The organism is Pseudomonas capeferrum, from assembly GCF_013523055.1.
In the GTDB taxonomy this organism is placed as follows: Bacteria; Pseudomonadota; Gammaproteobacteria; order Pseudomonadales; family Pseudomonadaceae; genus Aquipseudomonas; species Aquipseudomonas capeferrum_A.
The window spans coordinates 169,230-182,464 of sequence record NZ_JAAMQM010000015.1; the positions used below are offsets into that span (position 1 = coordinate 169,230).

At 54.9% G+C, this 13,235-nt stretch carries 10 protein-coding genes; 7 read left to right on the plus strand and 3 right to left on the minus strand.

Annotated features, from left to right (window positions below; genetic code table 11):
- Positions 1-160: 160 nt before the first annotated feature.
- The 4 genes from G7009_RS18175 (at position 161) to G7009_RS18190 (ending at position 3,962) form a co-directional block, all read left to right on the plus strand.
- Positions 161-628, plus strand: coding sequence for a hypothetical protein (locus G7009_RS18175; RefSeq protein ID WP_181131364.1), 468 nt, complete (start codon positions 161-163; stop codon positions 626-628).
- A gap of 736 nt (positions 629-1,364) precedes the next feature.
- Positions 1,365-1,766 (plus strand): hypothetical protein, encoded by a 402-nt coding sequence (locus G7009_RS18180; protein ID WP_012269857.1) that lies wholly within the window; start codon positions 1,365-1,367, stop codon positions 1,764-1,766.
- An 81-nt stretch (positions 1,767-1,847) separates the two neighbouring features.
- Positions 1,848-3,245, plus strand: a complete 1,398-nt coding sequence (locus G7009_RS18185) for a hypothetical protein (protein WP_258197977.1) — start codon at positions 1,848-1,850, stop codon at positions 3,243-3,245.
- Positions 3,246-3,434: 189 nt separating this feature from the next.
- Positions 3,435-3,962 carry a hypothetical protein gene (locus G7009_RS18190; RefSeq protein ID WP_020302118.1) on the plus strand — a complete coding sequence of 176 codons (528 nt, stop codon included), beginning with the start codon at positions 3,435-3,437 and terminating at the stop codon, positions 3,960-3,962.
- 101 nt (positions 3,963-4,063) lie between these two features.
- Here G7009_RS18190 and G7009_RS18195 read toward each other — a convergent pair whose 3' ends face one another.
- From G7009_RS18195 to G7009_RS18205, 3 genes are all read right to left on the minus strand, one after another.
- Positions 4,064-4,387, minus strand: coding sequence for a hypothetical protein (locus G7009_RS18195; protein ID WP_010951457.1), 324 nt, complete (start codon positions 4,385-4,387; stop codon positions 4,064-4,066).
- A 117-nt stretch (positions 4,388-4,504) separates the two neighbouring features.
- Positions 4,505-5,179, minus strand: a complete 675-nt coding sequence (locus G7009_RS18200) for a heavy metal response regulator transcription factor (protein ID WP_003253420.1) — start codon at positions 5,177-5,179, stop codon at positions 4,505-4,507.
- 489 nt (positions 5,180-5,668) lie between these two features.
- Positions 5,669-7,012, minus strand: a complete 1,344-nt coding sequence (locus G7009_RS18205; protein ID WP_003253422.1) for an OprD family porin — start codon at positions 7,010-7,012, stop codon at positions 5,669-5,671.
- A 404-nt stretch (positions 7,013-7,416) separates the two neighbouring features.
- Here G7009_RS18205 and G7009_RS18210 point away from each other — a divergent pair, with 404 nt between their 5' ends.
- The 3 genes from G7009_RS18210 to G7009_RS18220 all read left to right on the plus strand — a co-directional run bounded on the left by G7009_RS18210 (position 7,417) and on the right by G7009_RS18220 (position 13,193).
- Entirely contained in the window at positions 7,417-8,688 is a 1,272-nt protein-coding gene (locus G7009_RS18210; protein WP_133164861.1) for a TolC family protein, read from the plus strand.
- Between the two features lie 68 nt (positions 8,689-8,756).
- On the plus strand, positions 8,757-10,007 hold the full coding sequence (locus G7009_RS18215; RefSeq protein WP_020302560.1) for an efflux RND transporter periplasmic adaptor subunit: 1,251 nt from the start codon (positions 8,757-8,759) through the stop codon (positions 10,005-10,007).
- 24 nt (positions 10,008-10,031) lie between these two features.
- Positions 10,032-13,193, plus strand: a complete 3,162-nt coding sequence (locus G7009_RS18220; RefSeq protein ID WP_010951454.1) for a CusA/CzcA family heavy metal efflux RND transporter — start codon at positions 10,032-10,034, stop codon at positions 13,191-13,193.
- Positions 13,194-13,235 lie beyond the last annotated feature (42 nt).

The following is a 13,235-nucleotide window of genomic DNA, read 5'->3' on the forward strand; positions in this document are numbered from 1 at the left end:
ACGAAACCGAAAGCGCACAGCATCCGTGGCACGAACTCAAAGCTTTGCTGCGTGACCTGCCTCGGCTTGGATAGAAATGCGAGTGGTCAATTTCTTCTCCTACCCTGGCCTCAAGCCGGGGTGGTTGAATCTCGGTTAATTTGAGTGTGCAAGCGTTCTCATGAAAGCATTTATCTTCGCAGCTGTGGCTGCATTCTCGATCCATGCATCCGCAGAATCGATAAACATACGCACTGAGCTCTATCGCAATGGTGAGCTTGTAGCTATGCCACACGCGATTACTGAAAACGGTATCCAGGCTCCCTATAAAGACGTTCAGTACATGAGATACAGAGAGCTAGTTGGTACGAATAAAGCGCGACTCGGCCGCCTGGAACTAGGCACAACCGCATATTTTACGCCAGTTGTTATGAGTGATGGAGACATCCGTCTGACCATGGACGTCAACTACGTACGCTTGAAGGAAATGAAGAGCGACAAATTTGGTAATCTTACCGTCGATTACCCTCATACTGATGGCTATATGTACAAAGGGACAGAAATTCTCCCAATAGGCGGTAAGCGCGAATATAGATCCAACGAAAATGGGGATGAGTACGCTTTTATCGTCACTGCTACAAGGCAGTAATTCCTCGCGCTACCGGTTCTTCCGCAGAATATCTTTCGCCGTTTCGTACCGATCTCAATGCGTGTAGGTTCACAAAATAGGTGATAGGCCAGACCCCGTGAAATTGGAATCTTCGCCATTTTTTTTGTGAAATGAAGGGGTGCTTTTCACAGAAAAGCCGAGAAATCCCTACTCACCAATCACAAAAGTTGATTGGCCTGGAAAGGGCCGTTTACGACCGACGCGTGACTTTTCGGTAAGGGATGAGGAGTAGTCGCAGCGATCCTTTAGCTCCTAGTCTGGCGACCTTGGGTTCAGAATCCGACTGGCAATGCCCGCCGTCACTACTTCAGAGGAACCAGCTTCCTCTGCTGCCAAAATTGCGGGGGGCTCATGCTGGTACCCAGGCCCGACAAATGCGCAGTTGCAGCCCTCAATTGCAAGGCTATCCAAAGCGGCACGCGTGTCAATCAAGATCTGATGCATGACGATGGCCGGCCTCACGGAGGTGAAACCGGAGATTCAGATTGACTAAACCGACCCCGTAGACACCAACCTCCACGAAGGCCGCTATCGACCCAAAGCTGTCCTTCAAGAAAGGCAGCTAACGGCGAGAAGCGGTCATTTTATATCTACAGGTTTCGGGGCGATTCACTCGTCTGATGCTCAGGAGCACCAGGATGGGCGTCAAGGAGGTGGTCATCTTGAGGTGGACTATGCTGACCAGTTGCTCTCAAATCTAATCGTGAGGTCCTCCATGGCAAACCCCAATCTGCTGGCTCTATTCAGAGATGAAGTCCTTCTGACCGGGCCTGAAAGCTCCCTTCCAAGCAACCTATCTCAGTTCTGGCTTGAGGAGCTCCAGAGTCATCTGGAGAGGTATTTCGACGGTTTGAACTCGGATTCAGATGCAGAAGAGAAGGATCTCGACATCTCTCTCCCACTCGCAGCGATCATCCACATCTTGTTCGCGAAGAATGGTGGGGAGGAGATATCCGAGAGCTCTGAAAAGCTGTACGAGTATTTCCAAGACTACCGGCTCGAACTGGCCCTTGAAGAGATCACGCGAAAGACTCATGTGGCTGCCGAGGCTGCAACCATTGAGACCATCTTCACCAACCGAGATGTCCTGGTGGAACAAGGCCCCCTTCTTCAATAGGTACCTCCACCGATGCCATCGCCGGCGGGCACGCTCCGAGGCATTGATGGAATGCATTTTGACGGCTGCCGAGATCAGCGAATGAAAGAAATTGCTGCGCCGATGTTCGATCTAATCGCTTTGTCGCTTCCACGAGGGTTGGGGTTTGGGGACAGCCCGCCAGTAGGGGCATGGCTTAGTGAGGACGGAATTTCTTGTGCCGCTCTAACCCGAAATATCCATTCCGGCAGCTTCGGAATTGTCACCTTGCGGCGTCGTGTCGATAGCGTGTGGGTGCTCCTCAGCCATAGTGAGCGCACCACTGGCGAGTCTGAAGCCCGCGCCTCAATCAGCCATTTTCTCTATACCCAAGCCCATCCGCTTCCACTCCCTTCAGGTGAACGACGACGTGCTCCTCTAAGCAGAATGGGTAAGCGCACACCAAGCGTGGTGTTCAAATCACTATTTGATCCAAGCCGCCGTATTGGGGCGTGGGCGCTGAATCAACTGTATCTCGCACTGCCATCCCCAGACAGAAATTGGGTTCCCGATTGCCAGACTGAGAATTTTCACACCCGCCTCTGGGAAGCCCACCTATTAGCGATTTTTCGTGAACAGGGACTCTTGGTCACCCAGCCTAAAGAATCACCCGATTTTCACATCGAGAATAGGCTGGGAGATGAGGCCTGGATTGAAGCAGTGACAGCCAACCCGGAAGAGCGGTATGAGCATTTTGGCGCCTCGCCGGTCCCCCCACCCGCTGACCGACATGAGCGTTTCTTAGGAGCGGCTGCAGAAAGGTTTGCGAGGACCATCCAAAACAAATTGGACAAGCGTTACGAATCCCTACCGCACGTGGAGGGTAAGCCGCTCATTCTGGCCTTAGCCGATTTCCATGCGCCCAGTTCAATGCTGTGGAGCAGGGAGTCGCTCATCAGCTATCTCTATGGCTTTGCAGTTCACTCATCTGCGCATCGTGGTACGCACCTGATAACTGTGGAGGAAGAGACATCTCTGCTATCAGGGCGCCCCAACGGCCTATTTACGCTAATGGAAAATGCCCATCTTTCAGCGGTCATTTTCACCAATGCCTGCACAGTGCCAAAGCTCAGCCGAGTGCCGATCTCAGGTGGAGCTCATCTAGACGGGTACCGATACTTGCGGTTTGGTGAGTTTTTCGACCGTTCTCCGGGAGCATCACGAGGTATCCCATTTCTGTTGGATGTAGCGTCCAGCGACTACGGTCAGCTCTGGCCGCAATATGGCTACGAGCCGTGGTCTGCTGAAGTGGAGGTATTCCATAACCCTATGGCACTATACCCGGTGCCTAATGAGTTGATACCAGAAGTCACCCACTGGAGAGAAGTAAACGGAAGAGTCGAGTGCGAATCTTTCTTTGATGTATCCATACTCCGATCCAGAACACTCGTCCTCAGTGCAAACGCTAAGGTTCCGTCACTCGATGAGTTGCTGACAGCAGCCAGTCCTCCAGAGCTCTGACGGCGGCGGGGTGGCCGCATCGTTGCCACGCAGGTAGATGAGAATTTCTCAGCAAGCTACCCAGCCAGGGGAAGGACATGAGATCCCCTGCGCAATTCAGGACCGTTGAAGCGTCACCTCTCTTCGGGTAAAAGCATGACCGTCATACAACGCTACAACAGCGTCATACCCGAGAGCATAGGAAGAAAAATGTCGATCCAAGGACTAAAACGATACTTTGGAAACAAGATTCACGCAGTGATAATGATGGCCCCGCTTAAGCGGGAAATGATACGCCTCGGCATATGCACCCTTATGGCGATTATTCTGAATATCATCTTGTATACCGGCGTTGAAGTAGACGGCACCATCAAGCCGTGGGCAGAAACCCCGATAAAACTGTTTGCATCGTCGATGTTATTCGCCTTCATGATCAAGGCTTTTCTGCCAGTTCTCGGCTGGACGATACTGAAAGCAATGCTGTTGAGTGCGAACAATGCCTTCAGCGGCATACTGAGTTTTTTGGGCAATCAGTTCACAGGCGTCATGTACTGTACCGGAATTATTATGGGTTCTATCACGATTAAATTGTATATGGTTTCCGGGGTTTTAGACTCTGAGTTTGCTTATCTGTCCGCAATCGTATTTGCTTCCGGGGTTTTATATTTCTATGTGCTGCAATGCGCCATTCAAAAAACAATAAGTCCGGCCCTGCGTACACCAGCAGTACCGCGTTAAACCACTAGGCTGTGACTATTCATCTCTGGTGCTCAGTAGGCGCTCGCTCTGCTGAACCCTCACCCATACACAACCATTAATGGACTGGCCCGCCTTCGACTTTATGAAGAAGGCGAGCGAGCACGTGACTGATTGCGCATGTATTCCGAGATGAGACTTTCGAAATTGATGTCCGCCTCCTCAACGAGAATATTGACGTGACAGTACAGCTCTTCAGGACCTCTGAGATAATTGAAAATCCTTGATCTAACGATGCCGCAAACCCCTTCTTTGACCGCCGTAGAGGGGAGGTTGATAACATCGCCAACGCACGGGATAAGAGCTAGGCCATGGTCGCTGTTGAAGACAATGTCAGCTGGACAGGCATCAATGCTGGCATCGGATTGTCCTTGCGAAACCTGCTGATAATCAATGCTATACCTCATGTACAGCCTACCTCATTTGTTGAGTGAGGAATCAGCGCCGCGGATCGTAAACAGAAACCTCAAGTTCGCAAGCGACGGGAGCATGTAGCGGATTTTCGGTACTAGAGAGCTTGGCAACTATCGTTTTTCAAGCACATACCCTACGCCCCGAAGCGTATGTATCAGTTTGGTCTCGAAAGGGTCATCTATCTTGGCTCTGAGTCTTCGAATCGACACCTCTACAACGTTTGTGTCGCAGTCAAAATTCATATCCCAAACCTGCGAAATAATTTGGGTGCGGCTCAGCACCACACCGGTATTACGCATCAGGTAATGCAGTAACGCGAATTCTTTCGTGGTCAGGTCAATGCGCTGACCGTCCCTGAATGCCCTGTGCCGGCTCTGATCAAGCTCCAGGTCAGCGACGCGAATGACCTCTACGGATGCAGGGTGATCTGACCTGCGCATCAAGGCGCGAACCCGGGCCAGCAGCTCAGGGAACTCAAATGGCTTGATCAGGTAGTCATCTGCTCCGTTCTCCAGCCCCCGGACCTTATCCGCCAGCCGGCTTCTCGCCGTCAGCATCATGATACGGGAAGGGCAGTTTTTACGACGCAACAACTCAAGGACCTGCCAACCGTCCATCTCTGGCAGATTTATATCCAGGATAATCAGCTCATATTCGTGCTGCTTAGCCAAGAATAATCCATCTGACCCGGTGTGGACGCAATCTACGACATAGCCACATTCCGTCAGACCTTGACGCACATACTCCGCAGTTTTTACTTCATCCTCAATTACCAGAATTCGCATGGGATTTTGTCTCGATATCACTGAGCAGTTAACCGCGCACGCGCGCCGGCATTATTGAAAGGGATGGTAAATCAAAATGAGCGTGCCGGGGCTCAAATGACGGATTTGTAATTTCTAGGTAATACAGTTGATAGTCTGGCGGTATATCTTGTCGCGGTTTGGGTTTGACAGTTGCGGGCCCTCTCTCCAGCAGGTGATTTGACCTTATGAAGTATTGGGTTATTTTCTTTTTTGTGCTGGCTTCGTTCCGCTCAGATGACGGCGAGGTCGCTCACATCGAGGAAGCTGGTCATTGGTGTAGTCATGAACTTCACCGGCATGCAATGCGTACAATCGAACGCTTGCTTGAATTTTAGGTAAAAAAAAGGCGCCCAATGGGCGCCAAATATCCACCTTTTACCAAAGGAGCACTTAAGCCACTCAAGGTGAATTCGTAATGCTCGTTTTACTAATAGGACCAGTTAATGAATAACTGGTCCAGTTAGCGAATTACAGAATCGAAAGCGGGTACTCAATGATCACACGGGTTTCATCCAGATCCGATTCGAATGCAGTGGCACGTGTGGTTGCCTGGCGCAACCGGAAGGACAGATCTTTTGCTGGACCGGTTTGGACAACGTATTTGACTTCGACGTCACGCTCCCAACGCTTCTGATTGTCGAGCGGGTTGCCGTTGTCATCAGTGCGCATGTAGAACTGGTTAGCGTTCGAGTAATCCGCACCCGAGCCTCTGGCGTAGCGCGTCATGAACGTCAGGCCTGGAATGCCGTAGCTGGTGAAGTTCAGGTCATAGCGCAGCATCCAGGAACGCTCTTTCGGCGAGTTGAAGTCGCTGTACTGGATGGAGTTGTCGACGAAAATCGAGTCCGACTGACGCAGGTAGTCGAAATCGTCGTCGCCGTTGTTGCGCTGATGCGACAGGGCCAGGGTGTGGGCACCGTAACGCACACCGACCTTGGCACTCCAGATGTTGTTGTCGAATTCACCCAGGCGCTTCTTACCTTCATCTACGGCTTTGTAGTAGTTGAAGCCACCGATCAGCGCCAGATCGTCGCTCAGCGGGTAAACCACGCTTGTGCCGGCGTAGTACTGATTCCAGACGTCTTTCAGCTGGCTGGCGTAGACGCTCACAGTCCAGTTGTCGTTGATCGAGTAGTCACCGCCACCGTAACCGATCCATGGCGAGTTGACCGGGCCGCCGTAGAACGTCACGAAGTTGTCGTTCAGGTTGCTTGAGACCGGCTGGCTCATCGCATGCAGACGACCACCCTGGAGGGTAAGGCCCTGGATGCTGGTGTTCTCAACGGTCACACCGCGGAAACTCTCTGGCAGCAGGCGAGAGTCACCCGATGCGACGACCGGGGTCGATGGGAAGACATCACCCACTTTCACGATGGTATCGAACAAGCGGACTTTGGCTGCGCCGCCGACCTTGGTGTATTCGTCGCGAGCTTCACCCTTGTTATCAACGGGCAGCACGTCGAAGGAGCTACGGCCGCCGTTGCGCCCATCACCGGTGTCGAGCTTGAGGCCGATCATGGCAAAGGCATCAACGCCAAAGCCAACGGTACCTTGGGTAAACCCGGAGTTGAATTTGCTGATGATCGCGTGCGCCCAGGCTTCGGAGTAGCCGTTCGTATTGCCCTTGCCACTGTTGTAAGTGGGGGCGGTGCTGTCGCGGTTATCACGGTTGAAGTAGAAGTTACGGTTCAACACTGTAAGGCTGCTGCCTTCAATGAAGCCTTCTGGCTTGTCTTCAGCTTGTGCCGAAATAGCATAGCTTCCAGACAGCGCAGAAACTGCCGCCAAATACAGTGGTACTTTGATTTTCATCCGATGCTCCTTTGATTCACGGCAGTTTTTATTATGTTTACCGGCGCGGGTGTCGTTAGTTGTTCTGACCCGGCGGCGCGCCTAGCGTAGCGCGAGCTCATATTTGCAGGCCGAAGATAACGGGAAGGTGATAGGACAATTACAATTTCGTCATCTACCTGTTATTCGGCACCTTCGCACCGCGTGTTTGCCATCTCTGTTGCTTGTATCGAAATCATCGTGTCGGGTTGGGTTTCCCAGTATTTACGGGCATTACAAAGCTTTCTTACGAAATTGTAATTTTCTAGCCACCCCTCTGATAGCTACCGCTCATTAGAGTGCCATCACCTAATCAAGTGGGGCTTGGCAGCTGTTTCGGCGTTCTCGCCAAGCTTTATCGAAGTTTGTGCACGAGGACCATCAAAGTGCCCCGGTATAACCGCAATGTCTTACCCAAGACCCCCGTCTCGCCCTGGAAGATCGCTGCACTCTGTGCAGTCATCTCTGGGTTGATGGCGCCTGCAGCCCTTGCCCAAAGCATCAGCTTGCCCCAGGCGCTTTCGACGGCCATGGATGCCAACCCAGACCTGGCCGCGGCCAGGCAAGAAATTGGGATCGCTGATGGTGCTCGCAAGCAGGCCGGGCTTATCCCCAACCCCACAATCTCGTATGACGTGGAAGACACCCGTCGTAACACCAGCCAGACGACTGTCTCTCTCAGCCAGACCCTTGAGCTGGGCGGTAAGCGGGGGGCTCGTGTTGACGTCGCCACATACGGGCAGACCGCCGCACAGCTTGAGTTAGACCGTCGCGTTAACGGCCTGCGTGCAGATGTCGTCCAAGCCTTTTACGCCGCGTTGCGGGCCCAGACAGGTCTCGACCTGGCCAAGCAATCTCTCGAACTGACTGAGCGCGGTCTTCGCATCGTCGATGGCCGTGTTCGCGCAGGTAAGTCGTCCCCAGTGGAGGCGACCCGCGCTCAAGTGCAACTGGCCGAAGCCCAGCTGCAAGTTCGACGTGCAGAAACGGAAAAAGCGACCGCTTACCAACAGCTCGCTCAAATTACCGGGAGCTCAGTCACCGTGTTTGATCGACTCGAATCGCCAACCCTCTCCCCGGGCTTGCCACCTCGCACTGAAGATCTGCTGGCTAAGCTCGACCAAACAGCAGAAATGCGTCAGGCCGTGGTTCAGATCGACAAGAGCGACGCCTCGCTCGGATCAGAGAAAGCTCAGCGTATCCCGAACCTTACTGTCAGCGTAGGTAGCCAGTACGACCGCTCTGTGCGCGAGCGGGTCAACACTGTGGGCCTGTCTATGCCGTTGCCGCTGTTCGATCGTAACCAAGGCAACATTCTTTCCGCTTCTCGTCGTGCAGATCAGGCCCGAGACCAGCGCAATGCTGTGGAGCTGCGTCTGCGCACCGAAACCCAAACCGCGTTGAACCAGTGGTCCACCGCCATGCAGGAGGTCGAGTCCTACGACAAGACCATTCTGCCATCAGCCCAACAAGCCGTAGAGACCGCAACCCGCGGCTTCGAGATGGGCAAATTTGGCTTCATCGAAGTGCTGGATGCCCAGCGCACCTTGATCGTCGCTCGTGGCCAATACCTCGAATCGTTGGCAGCGGCGACCAATGCGCGTGCGCAGGTGGAAAGGGTTTATGGCGAAGTCGGCTCAACTGCCGGCGCTCGCTGAACGGGCCAAACATTTTCTTCGGCACACAGCCTTGAACAAGCCGGTGCCTACGATCAGCAGGAGTAGCAATGGATAACAAACGCAAGATCGCCCTCGCGGTAGCCGCTGTGGCAGCCCTCGGATTTGGCAGCCTTGCCTGGAACAATAGTTCCGGACAGCAAGCCGCCAGTACCGCTGAGCATGGCGCTAACGATGGCCATGGCGACGAAAAGAAAGCCGCATCTGCCGCCAAAGAGGAAGGTGATGAGGGCCATGGTGAAGAAGGTCATAGCGAAGAGGGCGGTGAAGAAGAGGGCAAGCTGACGCTCAGCGCTGAACAGATCAAGGCCGCCGGTGTTGCCTTGGAAGCTGCAGCGCCTCGTGACCTCGGTACCGTCGTGAGCTTCCCGGGCGAAATTCGCTTCGACGAAGATCGTACTGCCCACGTGGTTCCTCGTGTTCCTGGCGTTGTTGAGGCTGTCCAGGCCAACTTGGGCGAGACGGTCAAGAAAGGGCAAGTCCTGGCGGTAATCGCCAGCCAGCAGATCTCTGACCTGCGCAGCGAACAACAGGCCGCACAGCGTCGCGTCGAACTGGCGCGTGTCACCTTCGAGCGTGAGAAGCAACTGTGGCAGGACAAGATCTCCGCAGAGCAAGACTACCTCCAAGCACGCCAAGCGCTGCAAGAGGCGGATATCTCCTTGGCCAACGCCAAGCAGAAGGTCGGCGCAATCGGTGCCTCGGTTAACTCTGTTGGCGGTAATCGTTACGAGCTCCGCGCTCCCTTCGACGCCGTGGTAGTGGAGAAACACCTGACCGTCGGCGAAGTCGTCAGCGAGGCGACCAACGCCTTCATCCTTTCCGACCTGAATCAGGTCTGGGCGACCTTCGCAGTTCCGCCGACAGATCTGGGCAAGGTCACGACTGGCCGTGCAGTGAAAGTCTCTTCGCCTGACATGAACGTCGAGGTCGAAGGGAAGGTGGGTTATGTCGGCAGCCTGCTGGGCGAGCAAAACCGTGCAGCTACTGTCCGCGTCACCTTGACCAACCCCAACGGCGCCTGGCGTCCAGGCCTGTTCGTAAACATTGCGGTCACCTCCCAGACCGATCGAGTTGCCGTAGCGGTCCCTGAGCACGCTGTGCAGACCGTTGAAGACAAACCTTCGGTATTCGTACGCACCCCAGATGGCTTTGACACCCGCCCGGTAAAACTGGGTCGCCGCGACAATGGGTACGTGGAAATCATCGACGGTATTGAAGCCGGCGCCCAGGTAGCAACCAGTGGCAGCTTCACACTCAAGTCCGAGCTCGGCAAAGCTTCTGCCGAACACGGTCACTGATGCGAACTGACAGGATGATTTCTCATGTTTGAACGTATCATCAGATTCGCCATCGAGCAGCGCATCGTAGTAATGATCGCCGTTCTGATCATGGCGGGTATCGGTATCTACAGCTATCAAAAGCTGCCCATCGATGCGGTACCCGATATCACCAACGTCCAGGTGCAGATCAACACTGCAGCGCCTGGTTACTCGCCCTTGGAAACCGAACAACGGATCACGTTTCCAGTTGAAACGGCCATGGCCGGTCTCCCGGGCCTTCAGCAGACCCGTTCCCTGTCTCGCTCTGGCCTGTCTCAGGTCACCGTGATCTTCAAGGATGGCACTGACATCTTCTTTGCCCGCCAGTTGATCAACGAGCGGCTGCAGGTTGCGAAGGAACAGCTGCCAGAAGGTGTAGAGGCCGTCATGGGTCCGGTATCTACCGGCCTCGGCGAGATCTTCCTGTGGACTGTTGAAGCCGAAGATGGCGCGGTCAAAGAGGACGGTACGCCGTACACCCCGACCGACCTGCGCGTGATCCAGGACTGGATCATCAAGCCTCAGCTGCGTAACGTCCCGGGTGTGGCCGAGATCAATACCATCGGCGGTTATGCCAAGCAGTTCCTGGTTGCGCCGGATCCAAAGCGCCTGGCTACCTACAAGCTGACACTCAATGACCTGGTCGCAGCGTTGGAAAGTAACAACGCCAACGTCGGTGCCGGCTACATCGAGCGTAATGGTGAACAGTTGCTCATCCGTGCACCGGGTCAGGTAGGCAATATCGAAGACATCGCCAACATCGTGATCACCAGTGTGGATGGTGCACCGATTCGCATCAGCAGCGTTGCTGACGTCAGCATCGGTAAAGAGCTCCGTACAGGTGCTGCTACTGAGAACGGCCGCGAAGTCGTGCTCGGTACCGTGTTCATGCTGATTGGTGAAAACAGCCGCACCGTATCTCAAGCTGTCGCCGCCAAATTGGCGGACATCAACCGCACCCTGCCAAAGGGCGTGGTGGCTGTGACTGTTTACGACCGTACCAACCTGGTTGAAAAAGCCATCGCGACGGTGAAGAAGAACCTGGTGGAAGGCGCGATCCTGGTTATCGCCATTCTGTTCCTGTTCCTCGGCAACATCCGTGCGGCTCTGATCACCGCGATGGTGATTCCGCTGTCCATGCTGTTCACCTTCACAGGCATGTTCAACAACAAGGTCAGTGCCAACTTAATGAGTTTGGGGGCACTCGACTTCGGCATCATCGTCGACGGTGCCGTGGTTATTGTAGAAAACGCGATCCGTCGACTGGCTCATGCGCAACATAAGCATGGCCGCATGCTCACCAAAACCGAACGCTTCCACGAGGTCTTTGCCGCGGCGCGAGAAGCTCGCCGGCCGCTGATCTTCGGTCAGCTGATCATCATGGTGGTGTACCTGCCGATCTTCGCCCTCACCGGCGTCGAAGGCAAAATGTTCCACCCGATGGCCTTCACCGTTGTGATGGCGCTGCTGGGTGCAATGGTCCTGTCCGTTACCTTTGTTCCTGCAGCTATTGCCATGTTCGTCACTGGCAAGGTGAAGGAAGAGGAAGGCGTGGTCATGCGCACAGCTCGACTGCGCTATGAACCGGTTCTGCAATGGGTGCTGGGACATCGGAACATCGCTTTCTCGGCCGCAGTAGCCTTGGTCGTGCTCAGTGGTTTGCTGGCAAGTCGTATGGGTAGCGAGTTCATCCCAAGCCTCAGTGAGGGTGACTTTGCGATGCAGGCCATGCGTGTGCCTGGAACGAGCCTCACTCAATCTGTCGAGATGCAGCAGCGTCTGGAGAAAGCGGTGATTGCGCAGGTGCCTGAAGTTGAGCGGATGTTCGCACGCTCGGGTACCGCAGAAATTGCATCTGACCCGATGCCGCCGAACGCCTCTGACGCCTACATCATGCTCAAGCCTCAGGATCAGTGGCCTAACCCGAAGAAGCCTCGTGATGAGCTGATTGCTGAAGTGCAGAAGGCCGCAGCGGGTGTTCCAGGAAGCAACTACGAGTTGTCGCAGCCAATCCAACTGCGTTTCAACGAGCTGATTTCGGGCGTGCGTAGTGACGTCGCTGTGAAAGTCTTCGGCGATGACATGGACGTGCTCAACAACACCGCCAACAAGATCGCGGCAGCGCTCAAAGCGGTCCCGGGCTCATCGGAAGTGAAAGTTGAGCAGACATCCGGCCTGCCGGTGCTGACCATCAACATTGACCGCGAAAAAGCAGCACGCTACGGCCTGAACATCGCGGATGTTCAGAACTCGATCGCTATCGCCGTGGGTGGCCGTCAGGCCGGCACGCTGTATGAGGGCGACCGTCGGTTCGACATGGTAGTACGCCTACCAGAGACCGTTCGCACCGACGTAGCGGGTATGTCCAGCTTGCTGATCCCGGTACCTGCCAATGCGGCACAGGGTGCCAATCAGATCGGCTTCATCCCGCTGTCCCAGGTCGCCAATCTGGACCTGCAACTGGGCCCGAACCAAATCAGCCGCGAGAACGGCAAACGTCTGGTTATCGTCAGCGCCAACGTTCGAGGCCGCGATCTGGGGTCCTTCGTTGAGGAGGCGACCGCATCGCTGGACAAGAAGGTGCAAATTCCTGCGGGCTACTGGACGACTTGGGGGGGCCAGTTCGAGCAGCTGCAGTCGGCTGCCAAACGCCTGCAGATCGTTGTTCCAGTCGCCTTGCTGCTGGTCATGACCTTGTTGTTCCTGATGTTCAACAACCTGAAGGACGGCATGCTGGTCTTCACCGGTATTCCATTCGCACTCACCGGTGGTGTTGTGGCGTTGTGGCTGCGGGACATCCCACTGTCGATCTCGGCAGGTGTCGGCTTCATTGCACTGTCCGGCGTTGCAGTACTGAACGGCCTGGTGATGATTGCCTTCATCCGCGGGCTAAGGGAGGAGGGACGAACGCTCAGACAGGCAGTCGATGAAGGTGCATTGACCCGTCTGCGACCTGTTCTGATGACAGCCTTGGTAGCGTCCCTGGGCTTCATCCCGATGGCTTTGGCCACCGGCACCGGTGCCGAAGTTCAGCGGCCATTGGCGACGGTGGTGATTGGCGGGATCCTGTCCTCCACCGCACTGACCTTGCTGGTACTGCCTGCCCTGTATCACTGGGCACACCGCAAGGATGAAGACGGCGACGAGGCCGAAGTGGTTAGCTAACAGCCTCCGCTAAAGAGAAGCCCACAACACGTGTTGTGGGCT

Bases quoted from the DNA above. Each gene is read 5' to 3' on its own strand.
- G7009_RS18180 (WP_012269857.1), top strand. From the start codon at position 1,365: ATGGCAAACCCCAATCTGCTGGCTCTATTCAGAGATGAAGTCCTTCTG.
- G7009_RS18185 (WP_258197977.1), top strand. From the start codon at position 1,848: ATGAAAGAAATTGCTGCGCCGATGTTCGATCTAATCGCTTTGTCGCTT.
- G7009_RS18200 (WP_003253420.1), bottom strand. From the start codon at position 5,179: ATGCGAATTCTGGTAATTGAGGATGAAGTAAAAACTGCGGAGTATGTG.
- G7009_RS18195 (WP_010951457.1), bottom strand. From the start codon at position 4,387: ATGAGGTATAGCATTGATTATCAGCAGGTTTCGCAAGGACAATCCGAT.
- G7009_RS18175 (WP_181131364.1), top strand. From the start codon at position 161: ATGAAAGCATTTATCTTCGCAGCTGTGGCTGCATTCTCGATCCATGCA.
- G7009_RS18205 (WP_003253422.1), bottom strand. From the start codon at position 7,012: ATGAAAATCAAAGTACCACTGTATTTGGCGGCAGTTTCTGCGCTGTCT.
- G7009_RS18190 (WP_020302118.1), top strand. From the start codon at position 3,435: ATGTCGATCCAAGGACTAAAACGATACTTTGGAAACAAGATTCACGCA.
- G7009_RS18215 (WP_020302560.1), top strand. From the start codon at position 8,757: ATGGATAACAAACGCAAGATCGCCCTCGCGGTAGCCGCTGTGGCAGCC.
- G7009_RS18220 (WP_010951454.1), top strand. From the start codon at position 10,032: ATGTTTGAACGTATCATCAGATTCGCCATCGAGCAGCGCATCGTAGTA.